Below are 23,162 nucleotides of genomic sequence, written 5' to 3'. Positions count from 1 at the left end.
CTGATGAAAGGATCAATTTTTCGCCACCCCACTCCGCTGCCGCTTGGCGTCAGCAGCGGTTACGTGATGACGGTGCTTGGCCCGCTGCCGATTAGCGAAATGGGGGTTACCCTGATGCATGAGCATATACTGCTGGATGCCTCCGGGAAATGGGTACCGCCCTGCTGCTGTAGCGATCGCCATCTTGCCGAAATGCCGGTGAAAATGGAAAACCTCGGCGAACTGTCGCTGAATCCGCTGATGAGCCGCGATAACTGCCAGCTGTTTGACGTCGACGTCGCGATTGAAGAGCTGACGAAATATCGCGCCCTTGGCGGAGAAACGGTGGTCGACCCGACCAATATCGGTATCGGCCGCGATCCCAACGCGCTGGCGCGCATCGCGCGCCTGACCGGTCTGAACGTTATTATGGGCACCGGCCTCTATCTGGAACCTTCGCACCCCGAGTGGGTAAGAACCAGCAGCGTCGAACAGCTGACCGAACGGCTGATTTACGATCTGGGCGGCGCGGAGGAGAAACCGGAGGTTCTCGCCGGGCTCATCGGCGAAATCGGGATCTCGAGCCGCTTTACCCCGGATGAGGAGAAATCGCTGCGCGCTGCGGGCCGGGCCAGCGCCGCGACCGGCGTGCCGATCGAGGTCCATCTGCCCGGCTGGGAACGGCTGGGCCATCGGGTGCTGGATATTCTCGAACAGGAAGGCGCCGATTTACGCCATACCGTCCTGTGCCATATGAATCCCAGCTTTGCCGATAAGCGCTACCAGCGGGAGCTGACGCAGCGCGGGGCGTTTCTCGAATACGACATGATCGGCATGAGCTATTACTACGCCGACGAGTCGGCGCAGTCGCCCTCCGACGAGGAGAACGCCCGCGCGATTCGCGAACTGATTGACGACGGCTATATCCAGCAAATACTGCTGTCGCAGGACGTCTTCCTGAAAACCATGCTCACCCGCTACGGCGGCCACGGTTACGGCTACATACTCAAGCATTTTGTTCCCCGCCTGCGGCGCCACGGCGTCAGCGGCGAACAGCTTGAAACCTTGATGATTGGAAATCCCCAACGGGTCTTTGGCGGATAAAAGGAAAGTCATAATGCAGAAAAAAATCTTACTGGTCGGTGAATCCTGGACCAGCACCTCAACGCACGTTAAAGGCTTCGACCAGTTTGCCACCGCCACCTGGCACACCGGCGCAACGGATTTTCTGGCCGCGCTCGCGGACAGTGCCTACGCCATTACCTATATGCCCGCCCACGCGGCGGCGACAGACTTTCCGCTGACGCTGGAAGCGCTGCAGCAGTGGGATGCGATTATTCTTTCGGATATTGGCGCCAATACGCTGCTGCTGCATCCGGACACCTGGCTGAAAAGCCGCCGAACCGCCAACCGTCTGACGCTGCTGCATGACTACGTGGCCGGCGGCGGCTCGCTGATGATGATTGGTGGCTATTACAGCTTCCAGGGGATTAACGGCGGCGCGCGCTATCGCCATACCGCGGTGGAGAAAGTTCTGCCGGTCCGCTGTCTGGCGTGGGACGATCGCATTGAAACCCCGGAGGGTTGCTATGCCGAAGTGACGGAATCCCACGCCCTGTTCAATGATATTCCGGGCGAATGGCCGTGGCTGCTGGGCTATAACGAAGTAGAAATGCATCCGGAAGGTAAACTGCTGGCGACCGTGGCCGGTACCGGTCATCCGCTGCTGGCTATTCGCGAATATCAGCAGGGTCGCTCGCTGGTGTGGACCAGCGATATGTCGGCACACTGGCTGCCGGAAGAGTTTGCTCAATGGCCCGGCTATCGCCAGCTGTGGATTAACTGCCTTGACTGGCTGACGGAACGTCGCTGATGGCCGCCACCCTTGAGCTCGCCCGGCAGCTGCTGGGCTTTAACACCATCAACCCGCCGGGCAGCGAAGCAGACTGCATGCGGTTCTTCGCCGACTGGCTTAACGATCGCGGTTTTGCGGTTTCGCTGTCGTCGTTCGGCGAGGGACGCTGCAATCTTATCGCCAGGCTGCCCGGGGCGAAGACCGGTAAACCGCTGGCCTTTACCGGTCATCTGGATACCGTGCCGCTGGGAAATGCCCGGTGGCAGTACGATCCTTTCGGCTCGCAGATAGAAGACGGGCGTCTTTATGGCCGCGGGTCCAGCGATATGAAAGCGGCGATAGCGGCGTTTGCCGTCGCCTGCGTTCATCAGCGGGAAACGATCCTCTCCGGACGCGGCGCGGTATTGCTGATTACCGGCGGAGAAGAGACCGGCTGCGACGGCGCACGGGCGCTGATCGCCTCCGCGACGTTGCCGGACGTGGGCGCGCTGATCGTCGGTGAGCCCACCGCCAACTATCCGGCGATCGGCCATAAAGGCGCGCTCTGGCTACGCTGCGAAACGCGGGGAAAAACCGCCCACGGCGCGATGCCGGAGCTGGGGATAAATGCTATCTATCTTGCGGCGGATGCGCTGGGTAAGATTCAGCATTTTTCCCCTGGCGCGGCGCACCCGCTGATGAAGCAGCCCACCCTCAACGTCGGACGCATCGAAGGTGGACTCAATATTAATTCCGTGCCGGACCGCACGCGTTTTGATGTCGATATCCGCAGCGCGCCCAATTTACAGCACGCCACTATCCGGCAGCGCTTGACCACGCTGCTTGGCGAAAGCGTCACGGTATCCACGCTGGTCGACCTGCCCGCCGTACTGAGCCGGGAGGATCATGCGTGGATTAAACAGGTTTATCAGCGCTGCCAGCCGCTGCACGCTAAGCCGATTGAACCGCGCGTGGTGCCCTACTTTACCGACGCCTCGCTGCTGCTGCCTGCATTGGCCGATCCACCCTGTATTATTCTCGGTCCCGGCGAGCCGTCTATGGCCCATCAGACCGACGAGTACTGCCTGCTCAGCCGGCTGGAGGAGGCTGAGCAGCTATACGGAGACATTATCCGCGACTGGATGGCGTAGCCGCCCGCGGCGAAGGCAAAGAATGAGTGACAGTGTCACTTTAAAGCGCATACCAGGCGATCGGCGTTTGAATAATATCGCGGAATAACAGAGGATAACCGTCTCGCGTCAGAAACGCATCATCACCAGCAAGGAGGCATTACCATGTCCGTGAAAATCCGCCCGGTGCTCATTTGCACTCTCTCTTTACTTCTTTCCGCCTGCTCGGGTAGTGCTTCTGCGCCGGATAGCGCCGAAGACGCGAAAGTATCGGCAGAAGTGGATAAGATGTTGCGCGATTATCAAACGGGTTCAGATCAATCACCGCAGGCCAACGTCTCACGCTATCTGACGCAGGTTCAGAGGGCTATCTTCGCGAAAATAGACCAGCCGGCGTCCTGGCAGGGGCAAAAATGCTCGGTGCGCTTAACGCTACAGCGTGACGGGACGGTGCATAATCCAGCGGTCGAGAGCGGCGATCCGGCGTTATGCGCGGCGGTAATGTCCGCGCTGAAAGAAGCCAAAATTCCGCCCGCGCCAGATGAAAAAACCTATCAGACATTCAGTCATGTGGTTCTGGACTTCAGGCCCTGAGAGCTTTTTTTGCATTTTATCGCAGGGGCTATTCGGCCCCTGCACGATTTTCAGAACTCCACGCGGCCGCCGAAATTATAGCGTCGCCCTTCCAGCATCGCCTTCGTCCACAGCGCCTCCAATACTATGGCCAGCTCCTCGACGGTGAGGTCAGCAATACCTGGCTGGACTGGGTCTCCGGCGCGGCGGTGCGTCAGGGGCTGCCGGCAAGGATTGAGCGGGTGTAGACCGCTTCGGTACGTACAGGGTTGTGCTCCTTAGCGTACCGGTATCGAGGCGGCCATGATTAGTTATAAACCACCATCATCACGCCGGTTCCGTTGAAGGCGCCGGTCGAGGTTGGCGTCCCAGCCAGCGTTCCTCTTAACCGTAGCGAGGACTGAGAGCCGGAGTAGGTGGTATTACCCGGCGCTGAGTTAGCTGCCCCAAGTCCCAGATTGGCACGCATGCCGTTGCTGAGCGGGATATAGGTATTGCCTGTTTGTAGCTTTAACACATAGCTAACCGAGGAAGACGTGCAGGAAACGCCCACCGTACTATCAGCCGTTTTGCCCGCCGCCTGGTCAAGCATTAGCGTACCGAAACTTAGCGTTACCTGAGGCACAGACATGGCGCACCACTCGTTTAGCGGTGGCGCCGTCATGCAGTTTATACCGCTACCGGCTCCCGGCGGATAAACAAGGTCGGAAAAATTAAAGTTACCATTAGCTTCACGAAGCGTGTATCCAAAGCAGACGGTGGAAGAGCCTCCCACGACACTGTAATTTCGGATGGAAATTTGATTTCTGACGCTATCGACGCTCGCGTTAAGCACTTCTCGCCAGGTTCCCTTATACGGGACGCCGGGCGGAGGATAACTCGTGGCAACATCCGATGTCCCCCAAAAGTCGCCATTCGCAGTCAGCGCGTTTGCAACCAAAAGCCCGCCATTACTGCCTAAGTTCGCTGGTGTATCCAGGCTGACGCTACCTGAACTCACGGTAATATCACCTGTGGTGATAATCCACTCAGTACCCGTACCGAAAGGGACCAACCTTACTGCGGTGACCGTTTTCCACCGATAGTTTTCACCGTACACGGGTACAGAAACCGGCACGATCATGGCTGCCGCTAAGACTGCCTGAAATAGCTTTTTCTTCACCTGCACTCTCCTGTGCATAAAATAGCGTTACTGGTATTCGGCCCGCAGGGTTGCGGTGGCGCTAAATAATCCTTCCACCAACTCCACCCCGTTGCGCTGAACAAGGAGAGCTTCAATACTCGGCAGCGTCACGCTATTGATGTTGATGGCCTCGCCCAGCTTAAACGGCTGGCCGTTCTGGTAGATTTTCACGCCAAGATTGGCCTGCTCAGGGGTCACCACGGTGGCATTGTCGGCATCAAACCCGGCCGCGTTACCGCGTACGCTAAGCCGCAGCTGCCATGCAAGGGTGCTGTCTTCACATTTCAGGGTTAGTGGAACGGTTTCACGGTATTTTCCCTCCACGATTTTTTTTATTCGGACATCACCGAAATCCACATACACAGGGCCGCCTTCGCTTATTGAGCAAGCCGGCGGCGTCACCAGAGTGCCGATAAACTCGAGGTTTTCCGGGTCTGCCGCCTGAAGAGATGACGTCATCATCAGGCCGACCAACAGCAAGGGGGCATATCCGCTCAATTTCATCATGTTGTTTCCCTGCGCCATTTACTGATACTCCACGACAAGCGAAGCCATGACCCTGAACGGCCCACCGCTCAGAGTCACTCCGCTTTGTTTGATGGGGGCGGCGTAAAGCTTGGGGATATTGGGGTCGGTGAAATTTAGCCAGGTGCCAACGTTAAGGCGGGTATCACCATTGTACAGGGCGATGCCCAGCCCGCTTTGACCTCCCGCCAGCGCCGTGTTGTCAAAGCTTGCCGCTGTCCCCGTTATGCGCACTTTCTGTTTCGACGATACCGCCATGGAGCAATCTAAATCGAAATCAATCAGCTTCCGGTATTGCGTCCCGTCGATACGGGTGGTCATCACCTCGTTGCCAAAGTTGACGGTGATAACGTTATTGTTATGTACCACGCACGGAGGCGCTTCTATTAAGGTGCCGCTAAAGTTAACCGTTGCGTCGGCCAGCGCGCTGGTGCCAAAGCACAACGTAAGGGGAAGCACCAGGCCACGCAGATTTATGGGGGTCACTATGTCTCTCTCCTCTCGCGTCACTGGTAGTCAATGACCATGGTGCCTGTGCCGAAAAACGGACCTGCGGTAAGCGTGGCGTTATTCTGAGCCACGGGTACGGCCCACAGCCTGGGTTTATTGGCTGTGCCATTGAAGTTGACATAATTGCCGGGAGTCATGAGCGTGGTGCCGGCACTTCCGCTGTACAGCCGTATGCCCAGGCCCCCTTTACTGGTCAACAAAAGACCGCTGCCAAAACTCGCCAGAGACCCTCGAATCGTCAGTTTGAGGGCATTACTGTTCAGGCCAGTACAGGTGAGGCCATATTGAATCTCTTTCTTATAATTCACTCCGTCTACCAGACGAGTAATCAGATCATCACCAAACTTCACGTCTACGGTGTTGTTACCGTCAATAACGCACTGCGGCCCATCGATCAGGGTGCCGTTGACGGTGATAGTGGTGGTATCTCCTTCAGCGGCCTTCGCCTGTCCGCCGGAAAAAAGCAGTAAGGCTCCAGCCATCATCAGATACGCTCGGGATGTTATTGAGTGTTGGCGCGTCATATCAGCCTTCCTTTGGTAGTGCCACTTTTCCCGCCCGGCACAGCGTCCCGGTGCAGGTAAACGGTAATAATCGCGCGCTGCCATAATCATTAATAAACATCAGCGTCGGATTATTTCCCAACCGCAAGGTGGGTAGCGTCAGCGCCGCTTTATCTTTTGGAGAAACCATCACGGGCTCGAAATCGTCCAGCGCTTTTCCGTTCAGGCTGTCACGCGCTTCAACAAATGAAAAATGGTACGGTGTCGGATTATTAACCTCATAGCGGTCCCCCTTACGAGCGAGGGTCAGCGTTTCTACGCCGGGCACCGCATCAAGCAGGGGATCCACCTTAATCCCCTTTGGTCGCCAGAACACTTTCATTCGCGTCTGCATAGCCAGCATCAGAACGTTAGGCTTGTCGGATTTTGGCGGGATCTCGCGTAAGTTAAGCCAGAATACGCTTTCTCTGTCGTTGGGCAGTGAAGAGGCATCCGCAACCTGCTGTACCCTGATCATCGTTCTACCGTCGGGCTCAATACGCTGTACGGGCGGTAAAATCATCAGAGGGCCGTTTATTTTTTCTTCTTTCTCATTTTCCATCCACCCCTGGGCGAGATAGGGATCCTGCGTATTATTATTTTTCACGCTCAATCCGACAGATTTCTCCCCTTCATTGAAAATAACCCGGGAGCGTTCCACAGATAATGCAGCCTGAGCTGAATGCTGGCTTCCGGTAAACAGTAGAATACCCAGAAAAGACGTTAATTTAAGTTTCATACTTTCACCTGTCGTATCACTTACAGGACCAGAGTTATTTCATCTAGCAGATAATTTACATTTTATGTCTATCTGTACATATGCGTTTTTAAGGGGGAGATCCATTTTCAGAAATGGCATGATGAACATTCCTAAATTTGCACCCCACCCATTATTAATATTCATTTTCGTCCCTGCTTATTAGCCGAGACAGTTGTCCTGGACAAGAATTAACTTGCCAGCTTCCAGCGGAGAGTATGACTTCTCCCTTTTCCGGTTTTGATACTGATCACTTTACCGTTTGATTCCATCTGGCATAATAAATAACGCATGCTGTAGATACTGATATCCATCTCATTGGCTATTTCTCGCGTTGTCAGCCATACCTCATCATCCAGTTCGCTTTTTCGTAACCGTTTTTTGGTCAAGCGTTTTATACTTTGTAAAGCTCGCTCTTTATCATCGAGCTGTCTCTCCATATCACCGGACAACGTGGTTTTCCATATTAGCTGATCTTCATCCGCATCACGTTCGTGATTATTAACAACCTCAGCATATTTATCAGAAACCGATTTGGTACCCAGCCACGAAACGAAATCACTGTATCTGGTGATATTGACTTTCCGCATAATCGAGCGTCGATAGCCACTGAGCGCCTTAATACTACAGCCCATTTTGCGAGAAATTTCATCGTGGCCTAAGCCCTGGCTCAAATAGCCTAGCATTAGCTGTTCACGCCATGTCAACTGGTAGGGACCAGGACATTTATTACAATTTGGTTTACGTAAGTCCGGAGGCCCGCACATGAGATCGGCGAAAAACAGCATGAACAGTTTGCGCCGGATGGTCGCCACTGAGTTCCTCATCGCGAGAACTGAACTAACAACCGGGCAATGAAAGTTTTTATCATAGTGTTCACTACGTGGATAAACGCTTAACCACTTTTTCTTGAGGAGCTTAAATTTATAGTCATTGTGGGCGCGAAATCGTTGACAATCGACCCAGTCAAAGGCTTTTTCCCCAGGAGATTGCACTTGCACAATGAGATCGGCTTCCTGCGATTTTTTGACTAAGGATACGGTAATATTGCCGCTAAACTCATCCTCAAATAACTCCTCAAGGAGAAAGACCACCCCCTGAGAAAAATAATTATTCTCAGTTGCCACATAAACCGGCAAATAGGTACCTCTGGTGTCATCCATCATATTTTCTCCTCTTTCCCGAACAATTAATATCTCTACATAAATAAACACTAAAATAATTATACAATTGATGCCCCACTCACTCTCTCGGCCATGCGAGCTATATTTTAAAAGTAACGTAAATTTTGCCTGAAATTATTTACATTGCATGCGATTCAATTACCCGAATGCGCCAATGTTCAATATAATTCCCGTGTTTTCGAGGATCGCCATACTCATCAACCTTAACGGCTAACTCTGCTTCACCATGAAGACGAATATCCTTCACCACAATCTGAAGCCATCCAGGAAGATCGGACAACTTTTCCTGTAATACCAGGCCCGTCAGATCGGTGTCCGCAATCACGGTACCATCTGACAGACGGCGATTGACCGAAATGGTTAGCGCCGCTTCAGAGTGCTCATCCTCGAACAGCGGCTCACCCGCATGGATGACTTTATACCAGGCCTGCTCACCCGCAGTTTGTATGCCCTCCTCCTGGCGAAATTTCGCCAGCCATGCGTTATCCCGCGCTTCCTTTTGCTGCTTGATCTTGTGCATCGCATCCTCGACTCGCTGATTGGCGCGGTTAAGATGGCGCTCAAACTCCTCCTGAGATAACCGGCGTTCGCCGCGTATCGTTTCGCTAATGCCGGCCAGAAAGGCCGCCTTATCAACATGAACATCTTGTTCATTCCGCTGTTCGAGTACGCCCAAAATGTCAAACCCCATCGCCATCCCGGCGGCAAAATCGGCCAGTTCATCATCGGTTGCCGGCAGTGCGGGATGCTGTGCTTGCTTAAGGCTCGATTGCAATTTTCTGGTTACTACTTGCCACTGCGCATTTTTCTCTTCCAGCTGATTGGCACGCACGGTGAGCGCCTGGAGCTCCTGTTGTTGCTTGCCATTGTTCTCCATTGCCGCGGCGAGCTGTCCAGAAGCCGCCTGGAGGGCAACGAACTGCTGCTGTACTTCCCGGTGTCGCAAAGCGAGTTGAGCCTTCAATCTCTCTACCTCATTGCGCGATAGCTGGAAATTTTTGCGTAAATCAATCTCTGCGGGACTCAGTGACGCATGTTGCCTTAACGCCTTAAACCAGCGCCCCAAAATCTGGGGATCGGGTAAAGAGGGATTCTTACTGGCCCCAGCCACTAACTTGTCCCGGTCTTCCGCTACCGTTGGCGCCTGCTTATCCGTCGGTTTAGAAGGCGTAATCGCAGGTGATGTCATTCGCTTATCGGCGGCAACAGCCGGTGGTACTCTTTTTTTTCTTGTTGCCGCCGGAGGCGGAGCTTTAGATTTCTCACCGGGCAGCGATCGCTGTACAGCAGATTTTTGACGTGGCGCAGAAGATTTGTCTTCCTCCGCTTGTGGCTGAGACGGGGATGTAATGGCTTTATTTTCATCATTGCGTGACGTCCATTCACGAGCATAGTTCAACACATCCGCCCGTGAAGATGAAATCAAAACGATACCCATCATCAGGACCAAAACGTTCCCTGCTCTACGATCCATTAAATATTCTCACCCGTTGGCTTCACGGCGAGGCTATTGAGCATTTCGGCGCGGACCTCCGAGCATAATTTTACCGCCTGAAACTTATACAAAGCGTCAATGGCATTACGCGTTTCAGGATTAACGGAACTTCGTACGTTGGTATAGCCGGAAGCGCCGAGCATCACTCGCTCAAAGCGAGACTTGAGCTCGACATGTTTAATAGGGTTAATCGACTCCAGCGCCCTGAGTTCTTTTTCGCACTGCACCATATCCAACTCCCCGTCTGAAGTCGTGGGGGGATCCACGGATTCCATGGAAGAGGTAACCTGTGACGGAATGTTTTTTGCGACGCAACCCGTTAAAAATGTACCTGCGATGATCGCTGCTATACATCCTGATTTAAACATTATTTAATGCACTCCAGTATATGACTTATTAATGCCTCTTTCCTGAAAATAAAGCAACAGGAAGCAAGCAGATTCTTATAAAGAACATTCAAATGGTTATTTGATCCATGAATAAATAGCAGCCCAGAAAAGTTAACCAACTGACATTTTGCGTAAAGCAGTAATAACTCATCAGCCCGGATTTTAATCATATTCCAGAAGAAAAGTGGTGACGCATTCAAAATCTCCTTCTCTGACCAGATGATGTACTGGTGCGGAAATAAAGGTCTGAAAATTTAAAAAAGTATCTCCCGCCTTCAATGCTGCCGGCCGCATAGGGACATTGGGTTTTACCGGCGTACCGTTCTCATCTTCCAGCGCAATGGCAATACCACTCGCCGTTCCGCTGACGGCGAATAGCCCTGGCTGAGCGCTATCCTCAGTTCCCATAAAGGTTACGGTCACCGTGTCGCCCAGCGAGAGATCGCACTCCGTCAACCAGATTGAAAAACGCTCGCGTTCGCTGCGGGGATATTTCATAAATGTCTTAGAAGGCACGTTACGAAAATCGACAATCTGATCTTCCGAATCCACGTGTAATTCACAAGGGTCGGCAATCAGATTCCCGGAGAAATGAACGTCAGTATCGGCATGAGTGACCGACACACCAGCCAGCAAAAGCAGCAGAGGAAAGCTTGCCAGGCTGAGTACGCGCACGATATTTTTTTTCATTATTCGTACTCCAGGCCGATATTCACCACGCTGCGCCATTCATTAGCCATCAGCGGCGCGGGAAGACGCCATAGCTGTGCCTGCACCACCAAATCGTTGCGTCCCGGATAGAGAATCTGCGGTCGACTCTGGATCGCGGGTTGTAAGAGTTCTCCCTGTCGGTCGCTAAGGCGCAACGCGACCCCTTCTACGCCACCATGCACCCGGAAAAAGCGGTCATCCATCGGTTCTGCTTCCCCATAGATAGTCAGTCTTACCGCAGACTGTCCGTTTAACATCGTGGCGCCGCGCATCATTTGGCGATCGCGCATAAACGAGTATTCTCCCGGGCAACGATCTAATTTGATGTACACCAGTACTGATGGCGTAACGCTACCCGGCCGTTCCAGTCCCCAGGCAACGGTGCTGCCCAAATCGATCTCTTGTTCTGCCGACTCAGGCAGCAGCGCGCACGGTGACGCAACAAGCGTTCCGCTTGCGCGAATGCCGCCATTCAGGCCATCGGTATCCCAGTTAGCGGCGCTCGCCGCGGAAACGACTCCAGCCATCAAAAGCCACAACATGAGGGTGGTATGACCAAATCCTTGTTTCATCAGGCTTCTCCTGTGTTCAGCTTCGGCGTCCATCAGCTTGCCGGGGTATCCGCAGCCCGGCAGATGTTACCGCTGCAGCTAAACCGCAGGGTTGGCTTACCGCCGAAGTCGTTAATCGTGGTGACATGCGGCACGGTATAGTGCGCGCTATTGACCATCGAGGTGGACTTCGGCGGTACCATCACCGTTTGAAATCCGCTGGCCACCGCCACTTTCGGCGCAGCGGTAATCCCGATCACCGTCATGTAATAGGGCGTCGGGTTTTCTACCCGATAACCGCCGTTCACTTTATGCAGCACCAGTTGGTTATCCCAGCGGCTATACTTCTCCGGCAGAATGGCTTTGGGGCGATAGAACAATTTTATTTTGGTGTGTAACGCCAGCTGCATCACGTTGGGTCGCTCGCTTTTTGGCGGCACCTCGCGCACGTTGAAATAAAAAATGCTCTCTCTGTCCTGAGGTAACATCGCGGCATCCGGCATGGCGTTGATACGCATCATGCTCTTCCCTTTCGCTTCAAGACGCTGCAGCGGCGGAACAACCACCAGAGGACCGCTGATTTTTTTCCCGTGTTCATCCTCAATCCATCCCTGCGCCAGGTACGGCATTGACGTACTGTCGTTAGTAATACTCAGGGAAATGCTCTTTTCCGAACCGGGGAAAATCGCCCGCGTTCTGTCCAGCGCAATCGCTGCCCCGGCTTCGTTAACCAGACCTGCCGCCAGGCTTGCCAGCACTATCGTCATCGCTATCTTTTTGCTTTTCATTACATCACCATTCACTTTCTCAGCCGCGAGTGACCGGCTTGCACGGCAGCAATAGCTGCTGTGCAGGGATAACCCGTGGCAGTACGACTTCACACTGAGCGGAACCACTCCAGTGCACGGTTAAGCGTTCATCCGGATTTACGCCGGTCAACCAGGCCAGTCCGCTGTCGCTGACCATCCCCAGTTCGCGATCTTTTGCGTTATGTACCGTGGCGCCGAATGGCGGATGGCGCCCATCTTCCTGGCTGAGGATGGCCACGACCTTAGAGCCTTTCAGCACATCAAAACGACGGAACCCGATGGCCCCTTCAGTCAGGGCGAGTTCAACAACCGGCGTTCCGCCAGACTCGACATCGTCTGGCAGACGATTAACGTCAATCTCAGCGCGGGTTCGATAGTAATTTGGCACCCCAGGGATTACCGCGATGCCAAAAGCATTGGTATGGCCCTGAAAGCCCACCGGAACACCGCTTACCCCATCAGTACTGACCATCAGACGAGTCCCACCCTGTACCCCACCAGGGTGCAGCGCCACACCTTCAGCGGTCGCGGTCATACCGCCGCTGGCGGAAATACCAAACGAGGAGTACTGGCTTTGCGCCCAGTTAAAGTTGGTGGTGACATCCGCCATATTGCCCAGGTGCGAGTAGTACCCGCTCATCTGGCTGCGAGTTCCTTCCCCACCGCCGACGCTGTTGCCGGCGTTGATGCTGTAATAGTCGTTGTTATCCAGCCTTTGGCTCCAGCTGGCATTTTGTGTATAGCGGTCGCGGCTCATGCTGCCGTTATAGCCAACGGTTCCCGATCCAAACGGCATCGTCAGTGAGATATAGGCGCTGTCGTCCTTACGCCCGTTAAATTCACTGCGGGCGGCGTTGAGGGACAACGACAGATGCCGCCAGTCGCCGAGGTCAAAATATTTATTCAGCGACACGCTGTAGCGATCGGTCGCCGGGCGGTTCCAGTAAGTCTGATGCGACCAGTTGATGTGCGTCGACAGGCGCAGGTCTGAGAAATTTTTGGTCGCCTGGAGGGTATAAAGCTCTTTGCTATTCCCGACGTAGCCTTCCCGATAGCGCATATCCAGATATTCACCCATGGTGAGATAGTTGCGCTCAGAAAAACGGTAGCCGGCAAACGTCACTTCACTATTGATTTCATCAAAACGTTTGGAGTAGCTCAGGCGCCAGGATCGCCCTTGCCTGTTTTTATCATCCGGGAAACGCGCGCTGGCATGAGTCACGTCAGCAGAAAGTGTCCCGAAGGCGTTCATATCACGACCCGCCCCCACCGCCAGGCTGTTGTAGTCCTGGGAAAAAATGCCACCTCCGTACAGCGACCACGCGTTGGTAAGCCCCCACGAGAGCTCACCTGTGGCGAAGTATGGTCCCTGAGTGCTGTGGTTATAATCGCGTGGACGACCGGTGGTCATTTTATAACGCAGCTGGCCGGGGCGCGTCAGATAAGGAACCTGAGCCGTTTCAACCGAGAATGTCTGCACGGAGCCATCCTGCTCTTCAACGCGAACATCCAGACGTCCGGTCAGGGCGCTGTTGAGTTCCTGAATACGAAACGGGCCAGCGGCAACCGTCGTTTCATAGATGACTCGACCCTGTTGGCTGACCGTCACTTTGGCGTTGGTACGGGCAATGCCGGAGACTTCAGGCGCGTAGCCTCGAAGTTTAGGCGGCAGCTGGCTTTCATCGCTCGCCAGCGACAAACCGGTATAGCGCCAGGAGTCAAAGAGATCGGAAGAGAGATAATCCTCACCAACGGTGAGTTTCGACATCATTCCAGGTAACGCGCGATAGGCGTAGAAACGACTCCAGTCAAAATTACGTGAATTTTTATCCGCGCGTCCGGTCGTATTGTAATAGCTCCCCTGATAATCCCCCCTCAGGCGCCAGGCACCCAAGTTAACGCCTGTTGTACCGCTGATACTGGCACTCTGGCTCTGATTACCCTGACGAGGCCAGGTGACGTTGGTATTCAGGTTATAGTCAACCAACATCCCGGGGATGCCCTCTTCCCAGCGGGAAACAGGCAGCCACGAAGCATCCTGATATTCCAGCCAGGCCTGGGGGACCGCAATTTGCAGGGAAGATTCTGACAGATCGCCGCGCAGGACGACGCCTTCAAGAGCGGAAAAATCAGCGCAACGCCCCTCGTCGAGCCATTGAATCATGTTGAGCGCGTCATCCCGCAGACCGAGAAGTTCGACCTGCGCAGGCGTCAGACAGGTTTCTACAACCACCCCATCGTCACGGGTTCTTTCAATAAAAGAAATTTCCTGGTCAGAAATACCGTGCTCATTTAAACGCATGCTGAGCGTATAGGTTCCGGGCATAATATAACCGGCCCGGGAAAAGCGCGATAAGTCGATATTTTCCCGGTCTTCCGAGTCCAGAATATCAATATTAAATTCTACCGCCACTACCGGTGATGTAGAACCCAAAATGGCAATAGCAATGTAAATACCCAGACGTCGCAGGTAAAAAGCTGGTGGTCTGCTTTTTTTCATTTTTTAAAATCCGTTTATTGCCTGGTAGAATTCACCGGCGGGAAGCGTCAATCCCGGAAATAATTTAGATGAGAGGCTCATCTGTTTTTATCATTCATATTTCCCGCTACTGATAGGTCACCATGAAACGAATAATTCCGTACCAGTCGCCTTCTGACAACGTTTTTCCACCGCGCACTAACGATAATAAATAACGTAATTCATTATTTTCATTTTGGATCATGACGGCAGGCATCGGTATTCCATCACGCGCCACATCGCCAGCCTGATTGTGGATACGCAGTCCAAGCCCCTGCGCCTCGCCATTGACTTTAAAAATATCCGGGCGGAATATCTCCGTTTCGCCACTAAAGGTAATATTCACGCTTTGCCATAAACCGCCGCGACTCCGTTCCAGTGAGCAATTCACCAGCCGAACCGCAAAAGGTTTGATGACCGCTTTGCCTTCCTGATTAAGATCGCTATACGAGATCACGCCGAATGGAATCTCCTGCCAGATATCGTCGGTATGAATAGAACAGGCCGACTCCTGAATTTGACCATTCATTGTAACCAGGCCCCGCCCCTGGTCGGATGCCTGAGACAGCGGTGATATGCCTAATAACAAACTCAACATCAGAGAACGCGATATATTTACCATGACTGTGCTCCTGAATATCGGGCTGCAAATGCAGCCCGAATAAAGCTACATGAGAACAGGACTCACCTTATTCATAAGCCAGGGTAAAGTTGGTCACCGCTTCAAAATCACCCGGAGTGACGTTGGTTACGGTAGAGATTTTTTCGAGGTAAGCGCTGAAGTTTAGGGTATTGTCGCCAATGCCCAGGCCGCGACCGCTAGTAGGTACCAATAAAGTCACGGGTTGGCCAGAACCATCTTCAATACGCACGCCGGCGCCAGCGGCCTGACCGGAAATAGCCAACATGGTCATATCTCCTGGGACGTTACCGCCAGCAAAGGTCACTTTAACGGTGTTATACATCGGGTCGCCGTTTGAATCCTTCTCGAAGGAGCAGTTTTCCAGCTCGATGTCGAACGGACGAGGAGTGGATATACCGCCGTTATCTAAATGAGTATTGGAAATCTGACCCAGTTCAATACGCTGATCGCCGTAACCATTTTTGATTGAGCATGGTGCATCAATAATGGAACCCCAGAAAGTCACCTTGCCGCTTCCCTGATCGGCCTGAGCTGCGAAAGAGGCGACACCCATAGTGAGAACAACAGCAGATGCAATTTTGCTAATTTTCATAATACATTCCGTTATATTAAAAGTTACTGGATAACCATCCTGAAAATAACATCAGAAGATAATAACGCATATTTATGCTGACAAAATACCGCTATATCCTCTTGAGTTATGTGTATTCCTGATAGCGAAATTATACTAACTTGAAAAAGCTTACAATTGAACATAAGCATCTACCACATGGGGAATTACGAGCTAATAATTTCATTAAAAAATAATTTACAGGATAAAATCTCGCAAAAGAAGTTTAATACGACAATGTATGTAAAAATATTACCAATAATTTAAAAAAATATATGCGCAACCTAAAAAAATTTCATCGACAGCATCACGCAATTAAAAAAACCATGTATTTCATGCAATTGCAAAAGTTCGATGCGCTTGTGGAATATTAGGACTCATCCGTAAGAAAATTCCTAATACATATTGTAGAAAGCGAAGTTTAAAAGCTGAAAAATCCTATGAAAGGGCAGGATTTCTTTATAGAGAGGAGCGCGCAGAGGCTATATTTTACCAGTTGGTCAAAATCCCCTCTGCGGAAGAAATAACCATATAGGGATGTTGGTCATGCGATCATGATCCACAGCAATATCTTATGCGGTATCTTGCAGGGTTAGAGGAAAGGAATAACCAGGTACCCGACTCGCTGCCGTAGTGAACCGTCAGGGTGATATCGCAGGCCAGAGAAAACCGCATACCCCTACAGCAAGAGGTGTTATTTTGCCTGTTCCTTGTTATTCTGCTGAATTGTTGTCCAGGTGATTATCATTCAGCGTGGTGATTCTTCAGACGCTGCCCTGGCGCTTGCCGACTCACACTCCAGACCAAAAACGCGGAGAGCGGCAACCCCATTCACACCTGCCCTGCAGGTGTTTTTTCCACAGGGAGATTAACCGTGAGATTTGCATCAGTGCCTTTCAATCAAAATCAGGTGGGATGGCCGCTTAATGAAGAAGATCTTTATCGACAGCCCTCGCTGAGCGGCGACATTAAAGCTGACTGGGTGATTATCGGCTCCGGCTATGCCGGCGTAAGCTTTGCCCGCAGGCTGGCCAGCCTCAATCCGCAGCTGAACATCGTGCTCATCGACGCCGAATGCGCCGCGACCAGCTCCTCGGCGCGAAATTCTGGCTTTATCATCGGCCTGCCGCACAATATCGGCAGCTCTACCGCCGAGCTGAAAAAAGCGCAGGATTACCGCGCCCTGCTCCAGGAGGGGATCCGCCTGCTCGATGAAACGGTGACCGAGCACCAGATTGCCTGCGAATGGGAAAACGTCGGGAAATACCACTGCCAGATAGATCCGTCCAGCGAAGCCATTATGCAGGAGTATGTGGATAACCTGCAGCTGATGCAGGAGCCTTACAGCCTGCTGGACGGCGAAGCGCTGTACCAGAAGCTGGGAACCCGCCTTTACAGCAAAGGAATTTACACCCCCGGCTGTATTCTGGTGAACCCGGCGAAACTGATTGCGGGCCTCTCGCGTCATCTGCCGGAAAACGTCACGGTTTACCATCAAACCCCGGCGCTGGCTATGCGCCAGGAAAACGGCGGCGTCAGGGTGACGACGCTGCAGGGCACGATCCGCGCCGACCAGGCGATGCTGGCGACCAACGCGCTCTCGCGCGAACTCTCGCCCACCGTGAGCCGCCAGGCGTCAATGGCGACCTACGCCAGCATTACCGCCCCGCTCACCCCTGAACAGCGCCAGCGTCTGCCGGCAATGGAAAGCTGGGGATTAACGCCGGTCAACGCGATCGCCGGCGCCACGCTACGCTATACCCACGATCATCGTTTTCTGGTCCGCCAGCATGTCGATCCGGCATTGCGGGGAGTGATTACCGCCGGACAGACCGCCAGCGCCGCGCGCCAGCATCTGGCGCTGTTCCATACGGCCTATCCGCAGCTGCAGGATGTGCCGCTGGAGCGAACCTGGTCCGGGACCATCAGCGTCACCCGCAACGGCGCGCCGGTCTGGGGGCGTCTTGCGCCGCAGATCTGGACCGCCGGGGGCTGTAACGGCGCCGGCGTATCTAAACAGACTATCGCCGGGACGCTGCTTGCCGATCTGGCGATGGGCCAGGACAACCCGCTGATCGCCGCGATGCAGTCGCTCGGCCAGGCGAACGTTATGCCGCCTTCGCCATTCCTCGATATCGGGGTGGCGGGCGCATTATGGAAAGAGCGTTATGTGGGGCGCAAAGAGATGCCCGCGTAGTCGCTGTCTGACAGGTTTCACTGCCCGGGCGTGAAACCTGTTGTTTGGGCTACTCCGGGATCGCTTCCTCTTTACGCAGGGTCAGGACCTCGAATCCATCCGCGGTGACGGCGATGGTGTGCTCCCACTGCGCGGACAGTTTTTTATCGCGGGTGACCACCGTCCAGCCATCTTTTTTGGTTTTTATCCGGCTATCGCCCTGATTCACCATAGGTTCAATGGTAAACACCATCCCCTCCTTGAGCACGGCGCCGGTTCCGGGTATGCCGTAATGCAGCACCTGGGGATCTTCGTGCATCTCTCTGCCGACGCCGTGGCCGCAGTACTCCCTGACCACGCTGTAGCCGTTACCTTCGACATAAGTCTGGATCGCATGGCCGATATCGCCCAGCGTCGCGCCCGGCCTGACGACCTTGATCCCTTTCCACATCGCTTCGTAGGTTTTCTGCACCAGCCGACGGGCCAGCGGTGAAACCTCGCCAATCAGATACATTTTGCTGGAATCGGCAATCAGCCCCTCTTTTTCCAGCGTAATATCCACATTCACGATCATGCCGGATTTCAGATGCTCGCTCTCCTTTGGCATACCGTGACAAACCACTTCGTTGATCGACGTATTCAGCACGTAGGGGAAATCATATTGCCCTTTGCTGGCCGGGCGCGAATGCAGATCGTTGACGATAAAATCCTCCACCCGGTTGTTGATGGCCATGGTGGAGATACCGGGCTGAATAAAGGTATCCAGCATGTCGAAAACCGAGGCCAGCAGCTCACCTGCGCGGCGCTGTCTGGCCAGCTCGTCCGCGGTCTTAATGGGAATTGATAGCATTGATCACCTCCAGCAAGCGGTCAGAGCCGGACTTGAGCATCATCAGCTTAATTTGCTGATGGTTAAGTTCGGGATAGAGCTCGCTCATCATACCCAGACGGATCCAGTACTCCGCCTGCGCGTTGACCGAACGCGACATCGCCTTGCTGGCGTCACGAATATCGTCGTGCAGCAGGTCGGAAATTTTTACAATGCCCATTTATACGTACCGTAACAATTTATATATGTTTCGTATATTACGCCTCCCCGCTCAAGCAGACAACGTTTGCCGTCAGAAAGCAGAAAATGGGGTTGCGGTTTATGTCGCCCGCGCTACGGCTGGTTAAGGTTCAGAGCCACTATCTGGATGTTACGAGGTTCCACAACGGTGCCTTTCGTCGTCACAAATGCATTGTGGACGACGTCCCCGCTCTCTTTATCCACCAGCGCAATATGCGGTTCATCATGCAGGATATTTTTATGCCCCCACGCCATCAGGGAAAACAGGATCGGCGCCAGGCTGCGGCTTTTTGGCGTAAGGATATACTCATAACGTTCGCGCACGCCTTCTTCCTGATAAGGCGTTTTGCTCAGTAAACCCAGTTCCGTCATTTTCTTTAACCGGTTTGCCAGCGTCTGCTTAGGCATTTTTGTATGCGAGCGAATCGTTTCAAAGCGCGTCACGCCGTAGAAAGCCTCTCTTAAAATCAACAAAACCCACCTATCTCCCAGGATTTCCGCTGCCGCAGAAAGCCCGCAAAGCTCCGGTAATAGGTAGGCAACTGAATTATTTTTTGACATGTCCGCTTTCGCTCTTTAATCTGAGTATGAATTTTAGACCTAGCTTACCAAGGAGAATACAATGCCCTTCGTCAATGTACAAACCATTAAAGGAATAATGAACCCGGAGCAAAAAAAAGAGCTTTTACGCCGCATGACCGATCTGATTGTCGAAATTGAAGGGAAAGGCGATCCTGAGTTCCGCCGTTCAGTCTGGGTTCGCATTGATGAGCATGAGCCGGAACAGTGGAGCCTGGGCGGCATACAGCCCACGGCTGAAGCGATCGCGGCAAAATTTTCGTCTGCTCAATAGCTCCGCAAGGTCGCGTATTTCTCCATTTACGCCTCGCCCTGTCGCCGAAATGCCAGCAGCGAGGCCCGGCTTTCACCACAATGCCGGCAACAAGTCCAGCGTGTCAGCTACCAGCGCCCGCCTGTCGTTGCCCGGCTTCCAGATAGTGACCATCGTTTGGCCGATCCCCTGATTGCCGACTTCGGTGCGCAAGGTTGTGACGTTTTTCCAGCGCGCCGCATTCATGTGCGTCGGCAAGAATCCCCAGCCGCAGCCCTGTTCAAGCAGGCCGCGCAGCATCTCCAGGTCGTTGGTGAAGATGGTATGCCCTGAAATTTGCAGACGGCGGGCCACGGGCTCGTCAGTATCCGGGTGCATAATCACCTGCGGCGCCAGCGAAAGTTCCAGCAGGGAAAGCGGTTGTTTAGCGCCGGGAAAAAGCGCTTCGGCGGCGTAAAAATCCATCTCGATTGCCCCTAAGGCGCGCCACTCCATAGCGTCTCCCACGCTACGATGGCGCGCCTGGCAGACCCCCAGGTCGGCCTGCCCGCTCGCCAGCAGCTTTTCCGCCTCGTCGCGCGACGCGTTTATCAGACTCAGACGAACGTTGCGCTGGGCCATAGCGCTAATCAGCCCCTGCAGCAGCGTTCTGGGGGTAAAGGGATCGTAGACCAGGGTCATGTCCTGCGTGGCGCTGTTCGGCACCGCCCTGGCAAACGCTTCAAACGCTTTCACCTGGCGCATCAGCAGGTGCGCCTGCCGCTGCAGCTGCTCACCTTCCGGCGTCAGGCGCAGGCTTCGCCCTTCGCGCAGGAACAGCGCATACCCCAGACCATCTTCGAGGAACTCAATTAAATCGCGCAGCGTCGTCCGGTCCTTGCCCAGCTGGCGCGCCGCTTTCGCCAGGCTTTTGCACTCAACCACGGCGGTGAAGGCCTCCAGCTGGGCAAAAGAATATATCAGGCTCGGCATACGGCCCTCCATTCAGTTGTTGTGGGGGATTTTCCCCCATGATGCGTTTTTTATTATAGGCCGCGTTTTTTTAAGCTGAACACCTTCCTGAGCTGAACGAGTAAAAATATGAAAAGCAAAGTGTTTAACCCTGGCCTGCTGTCTGGCGTTGTTATTAGTCTCTGCAGCGTCCTGCTGGCGCCCGCCGCGCAGGCCGCCTGTACCGGCACCGAACTCAGCGTCTGTCCCGCCCCCTTTGATGCGCCGCTTCCGGATCCCCACAACATGCTCACCTGGAGCCAGACCGACCGGGTAATCGGCTTTCGTAACGACTACCGCAATTACGCGGGCGATGTGTTTCATCACGGTAATGCCGTGCCGTTGCAGGCCGCGGCGAAACGCTTAACCGACGCAAGCTATCGGGTGAACGGCCAAACCTGGAATCTGCAGGATTACCTGCGGCGCCAGAACGTCAGCGGCATGCTGGTGCTGAAAAATGGCAAAGTGGCCTGGAAATATCTGGCAGAAGGCAATACCGACACCACTCTCTGGACATCGCGCTCGGTGGGCAAATCCGTGGTTGCCACCCTGGTGGGCGTGGCGATTAAACAGGGCAAAATTCACTCGCTCGACGATCTCATCACCCAGTATGAACCCGACCTGAAAGGCACCGCCTGGGACGGTGTGACCCTGAAGCAGCTGATTAGCCACACCTCCGGGGTGGCGTGGAATGAGGACTACACTAATCCGCAATCGGACTTCGCCCGGCTTACCGAGTGTGAAGCCAGACCCGGCGCCTATGACTGCGTACGTCAGTTGGTGTCCGGCCTGCGCCGCGCGCATCCTGCCGGCGAGAACTGGTCTTACTCCTCCGGCGGCGCATGGCTGCTGGGGGATGTGCTGGAACGCGCCACCGGCATGACGCTGGCGGCATATCTGGAAAAAAGTATCTGGCAACCCTACGGTATGGCGAGCGACGGCGTGTGGCATGCCTACACAAAAGGTGAGCACGATGTGGGCGCGCACGGCTTTAACGCCACGTTAGAGGATTGGGGGCGCTTCGGTGAGTTCATTCTGCATAACGGCGTGCTGCCGGACGGCGAGCAGATCTTGCCGGAAAACTGGGTTGCCGAGTCATCACGCTGGACTCGGGCGGCAGACTCGGTGTCCGCGGCGCATCCACACGGTATTTACGGCTACCAGTGGTGGAACAATGAAGTGCCGGCCAATGCGACCAACGTTGAACCTGCGCCGCAGGCATCCCTTCAACATTCGCTGTGGGCGCTGGGCATTTTTGGTCAGATGATAATGGTTAATCAGGCGGAAAATCTGGTCATCGTCCAGTGGTCGACCTGGCCGCAGGCTGAGCCCGCCTTCAGCGCCCAACCGCTGGAAGCTTCGCTGATGTTTAGCGCGATAGCGAAGGCACTGCGTTAACGCCGATTTGGCTCCCGTCCGCTCCAGGCCCGAGCGGACGGGAGGCGTGAAGGTTAATCGACTCTACATACCACGGTGGCATGATCCCACCATGCGTTCTCATTAATATTCACCTCAAGAACCGTAAATTGCTCCGCACGAATCTCGTCCAGCAGGGCCTGGAGCGGTCGCAACGTACGCCAGGGTTTGCCCTCTTTAAGTAAATGATGGCGGATAGGATCGTACGCGAGAATATCCTCGGCATGACGCGGGGTTCCGCACATGGAGCCGATCACCAGTCGTCCTCCGGGTTTCAGTAATCTTCTGACTTCGGCAAAGCAGAGGTGGCGGGCATCGTCAATCAGGCAATGCACACAGCTGCCATCAACAATGAGCTCAAACGTCGCATCCTGACACTGATGAATATGGCAGACATCTCCGACAAAAAAATTTGCCGGGAGACCCGCTTGCTGAAAACGATTTTGTGCCCATCGGATCGCGGTTTCGGACCAATCTATCCCCCACACCGAGTAGCCTCGTTCCGCAAAATACTGCGCGGCCATCGCGCCATTCCCGCACCCCAGCTCAAGGACAGGCGCGCCGGGTTGGGGGAAATAGTGCTGTAAGTGAAGCCAGCTAAAAACGCGCTCCTGCTGTTCTTTGGCCCGGGAATAACCTTCGCCAGCCCAGGCGATAGCGCCATTTGCCAGCAACTGCCGATACTCTTTTTCATAGCGGTTCATAATCAAGACGCCTTTGTCAGCAGCAACGCTCG

The 23,162-nt window shown here is 54.0% G+C and carries 26 protein-coding genes and 1 pseudogene; 8 read left to right on the top strand and 19 right to left on the bottom strand.

The window, feature by feature from the left end; all coding sequences use genetic code 11:
* Positions 1-3 precede the first annotated feature (3 nt).
* From ACESQ2_RS08840 to ACESQ2_RS08820, 5 genes and pseudogenes are all read left to right on the top strand, one after another.
* Positions 4-1,083, top strand: a complete 1,080-nt coding sequence (locus ACESQ2_RS08840; RefSeq protein ID WP_224293820.1) for a phosphotriesterase — start codon at positions 4-6, stop codon at positions 1,081-1,083.
* A gap of 13 nt (positions 1,084-1,096) precedes the next feature.
* Complete coding sequence (locus tag ACESQ2_RS08835) at positions 1,097-1,852, top strand: glutamine amidotransferase (protein WP_014838512.1); 756 nt, start codon at positions 1,097-1,099, stop codon at positions 1,850-1,852.
* Positions 1,852-2,964 (top strand): M20 family metallopeptidase, encoded by a 1,113-nt coding sequence (locus ACESQ2_RS08830; RefSeq protein ID WP_048252245.1) that lies wholly within the window; start codon positions 1,852-1,854, stop codon positions 2,962-2,964. Before ACESQ2_RS08835 ends, ACESQ2_RS08830 begins: the two co-directional genes overlap by 1 nt.
* A gap of 144 nt (positions 2,965-3,108) precedes the next feature.
* Positions 3,109-3,537 carry a cell envelope integrity protein TolA gene (tolA, locus tag ACESQ2_RS08825; RefSeq protein ID WP_046877944.1) on the top strand — a complete coding sequence of 143 codons (429 nt, stop codon included), beginning with the start codon at positions 3,109-3,111 and terminating at the stop codon, positions 3,535-3,537.
* Positions 3,538-3,686: 149 nt separating this feature from the next.
* Positions 3,687-3,764: pseudogene (locus ACESQ2_RS08820) on the top strand (hypothetical protein); the annotation flags it as partial.
* Positions 3,765-3,823: 59 nt separating this feature from the next.
* On the opposite strand, the gene ACESQ2_RS08815 reads toward ACESQ2_RS08820, so the two are convergent.
* The 14 genes from ACESQ2_RS08815 to ACESQ2_RS08750 form a co-directional block, all read right to left on the bottom strand.
* The gene (locus ACESQ2_RS08815) at positions 3,824-4,678 is read right to left on the bottom strand and encodes a hypothetical protein (protein WP_025106315.1); all 855 of its coding nucleotides are present in this window, start codon (positions 4,676-4,678) and stop codon (positions 3,824-3,826) included.
* A gap of 27 nt (positions 4,679-4,705) precedes the next feature.
* On the bottom strand, positions 4,706-5,206 hold the full coding sequence (locus ACESQ2_RS08810; protein ID WP_025106314.1) for a fimbrial protein: 501 nt from the start codon (positions 5,204-5,206) through the stop codon (positions 4,706-4,708).
* Between the two features lie 18 nt (positions 5,207-5,224).
* Positions 5,225-5,710: a fimbrial protein gene (locus ACESQ2_RS08805; RefSeq protein WP_046877951.1), complete on the bottom strand. Its 486-nt coding sequence runs from the start codon at positions 5,708-5,710 to the stop codon at positions 5,225-5,227.
* 20 nt (positions 5,711-5,730) lie between these two features.
* Positions 5,731-6,258 carry a fimbrial protein gene (locus ACESQ2_RS08800; protein WP_025106312.1) on the bottom strand — a complete coding sequence of 176 codons (528 nt, stop codon included), beginning with the start codon at positions 6,256-6,258 and terminating at the stop codon, positions 5,731-5,733.
* 1 nt (position 6,259) lies between these two features.
* A complete protein-coding gene (locus ACESQ2_RS08795; protein ID WP_046877952.1) occupies positions 6,260-7,015 on the bottom strand; it encodes a molecular chaperone in 756 nt (251 codons plus the stop codon).
* Between the two features lie 209 nt (positions 7,016-7,224).
* A complete protein-coding gene (locus tag ACESQ2_RS08790) occupies positions 7,225-8,199 on the bottom strand; it encodes a LuxR C-terminal-related transcriptional regulator (RefSeq protein ID WP_064404990.1) in 975 nt (324 codons plus the stop codon).
* 136 nt (positions 8,200-8,335) lie between these two features.
* Positions 8,336-9,658 carry an FKBP-type peptidyl-prolyl cis-trans isomerase N-terminal domain-containing protein gene (locus tag ACESQ2_RS08785; protein WP_227634423.1) on the bottom strand — a complete coding sequence of 441 codons (1,323 nt, stop codon included), beginning with the start codon at positions 9,656-9,658 and terminating at the stop codon, positions 8,336-8,338.
* Between the two features lie 32 nt (positions 9,659-9,690).
* Positions 9,691-10,080, bottom strand: coding sequence for a hypothetical protein (locus ACESQ2_RS08780; RefSeq protein WP_025106308.1), 390 nt, complete (start codon positions 10,078-10,080; stop codon positions 9,691-9,693).
* 183 nt (positions 10,081-10,263) lie between these two features.
* Positions 10,264-10,791 carry a fimbrial protein gene (locus tag ACESQ2_RS08775; RefSeq protein WP_046877955.1) on the bottom strand — a complete coding sequence of 176 codons (528 nt, stop codon included), beginning with the start codon at positions 10,789-10,791 and terminating at the stop codon, positions 10,264-10,266.
* Positions 10,791-11,339 carry a fimbrial protein gene (locus ACESQ2_RS08770; protein ID WP_373170306.1) on the bottom strand — a complete coding sequence of 183 codons (549 nt, stop codon included), beginning with the start codon at positions 11,337-11,339 and terminating at the stop codon, positions 10,791-10,793. The genes ACESQ2_RS08775 and ACESQ2_RS08770 overlap by 1 nt, the downstream gene beginning before the upstream one ends.
* Before the next feature lie 77 nt (positions 11,340-11,416).
* Positions 11,417-12,151, bottom strand: coding sequence for a fimbria/pilus periplasmic chaperone (locus ACESQ2_RS08765; RefSeq protein WP_025106305.1), 735 nt, complete (start codon positions 12,149-12,151; stop codon positions 11,417-11,419).
* Positions 12,152-12,170: 19 nt separating this feature from the next.
* A complete protein-coding gene (locus tag ACESQ2_RS08760; protein ID WP_373170305.1) occupies positions 12,171-14,672 on the bottom strand; it encodes a fimbria/pilus outer membrane usher protein in 2,502 nt (833 codons plus the stop codon).
* Between the two features lie 106 nt (positions 14,673-14,778).
* Entirely contained in the window at positions 14,779-15,312 is a 534-nt protein-coding gene (locus tag ACESQ2_RS08755; protein WP_046877959.1) for a fimbrial protein, read from the bottom strand.
* Between the two features lie 67 nt (positions 15,313-15,379).
* Complete coding sequence (locus ACESQ2_RS08750) at positions 15,380-15,925, bottom strand: fimbrial protein (protein ID WP_025106302.1); 546 nt, start codon at positions 15,923-15,925, stop codon at positions 15,380-15,382.
* 892 nt (positions 15,926-16,817) lie between these two features.
* Between ACESQ2_RS08750 and ACESQ2_RS08745 the strand changes: the two genes are divergently transcribed.
* A complete protein-coding gene (locus ACESQ2_RS08745; RefSeq protein ID WP_373170304.1) occupies positions 16,818-18,140 on the top strand; it encodes an NAD(P)/FAD-dependent oxidoreductase in 1,323 nt (440 codons plus the stop codon).
* A 49-nt stretch (positions 18,141-18,189) separates the two neighbouring features.
* Here the strand turns inward: ACESQ2_RS08745 and map are convergent, their stop codons facing one another.
* From map to ACESQ2_RS08730, 3 genes are all read right to left on the bottom strand, one after another.
* Complete coding sequence (map, locus tag ACESQ2_RS08740; RefSeq protein ID WP_046877961.1) at positions 18,190-18,969, bottom strand: type I methionyl aminopeptidase; 780 nt, start codon at positions 18,967-18,969, stop codon at positions 18,190-18,192.
* Positions 18,950-19,168 (bottom strand): ParD-like family protein, encoded by a 219-nt coding sequence (locus tag ACESQ2_RS08735; protein WP_004102160.1) that lies wholly within the window; start codon positions 19,166-19,168, stop codon positions 18,950-18,952. Before ACESQ2_RS08735 ends, map begins: the two co-directional genes overlap by 20 nt.
* A gap of 113 nt (positions 19,169-19,281) precedes the next feature.
* Positions 19,282-19,749 carry a helix-turn-helix domain-containing protein gene (locus tag ACESQ2_RS08730; RefSeq protein ID WP_014229412.1) on the bottom strand — a complete coding sequence of 156 codons (468 nt, stop codon included), beginning with the start codon at positions 19,747-19,749 and terminating at the stop codon, positions 19,282-19,284.
* 61 nt (positions 19,750-19,810) lie between these two features.
* Between ACESQ2_RS08730 and ACESQ2_RS08725 the strand changes: the two genes are divergently transcribed.
* Positions 19,811-20,041 (top strand): tautomerase family protein, encoded by a 231-nt coding sequence (locus ACESQ2_RS08725; protein WP_014229413.1) that lies wholly within the window; start codon positions 19,811-19,813, stop codon positions 20,039-20,041.
* A gap of 72 nt (positions 20,042-20,113) precedes the next feature.
* Here the strand turns inward: ACESQ2_RS08725 and ACESQ2_RS08720 are convergent, their stop codons facing one another.
* Positions 20,114-20,992 (bottom strand): LysR family transcriptional regulator, encoded by an 879-nt coding sequence (locus tag ACESQ2_RS08720; protein ID WP_047723800.1) that lies wholly within the window; start codon positions 20,990-20,992, stop codon positions 20,114-20,116.
* A 108-nt stretch (positions 20,993-21,100) separates the two neighbouring features.
* On the opposite strand from ACESQ2_RS08720, the gene ACESQ2_RS08715 reads away from it, so the two are divergent.
* Entirely contained in the window at positions 21,101-22,408 is a 1,308-nt protein-coding gene (locus tag ACESQ2_RS08715; RefSeq protein WP_286116322.1) for a serine hydrolase, read from the top strand.
* A gap of 53 nt (positions 22,409-22,461) precedes the next feature.
* Here ACESQ2_RS08715 and ACESQ2_RS08710 read toward each other — a convergent pair whose 3' ends face one another.
* Positions 22,462-23,130, bottom strand: a complete 669-nt coding sequence (locus ACESQ2_RS08710; RefSeq protein WP_275050869.1) for a class I SAM-dependent methyltransferase — start codon at positions 23,128-23,130, stop codon at positions 22,462-22,464.
* Positions 23,131-23,162: the final 32 nt, after the last annotated feature.

The sequence above is a fragment of the Klebsiella sp. Q11 genome (genome assembly GCF_964241505.1).
Classification (GTDB): Bacteria; Pseudomonadota; Gammaproteobacteria; order Enterobacterales; family Enterobacteriaceae; genus Klebsiella; species Klebsiella michiganensis.
This window is presented reverse-complemented; position numbering and strand designations above follow the sequence as displayed.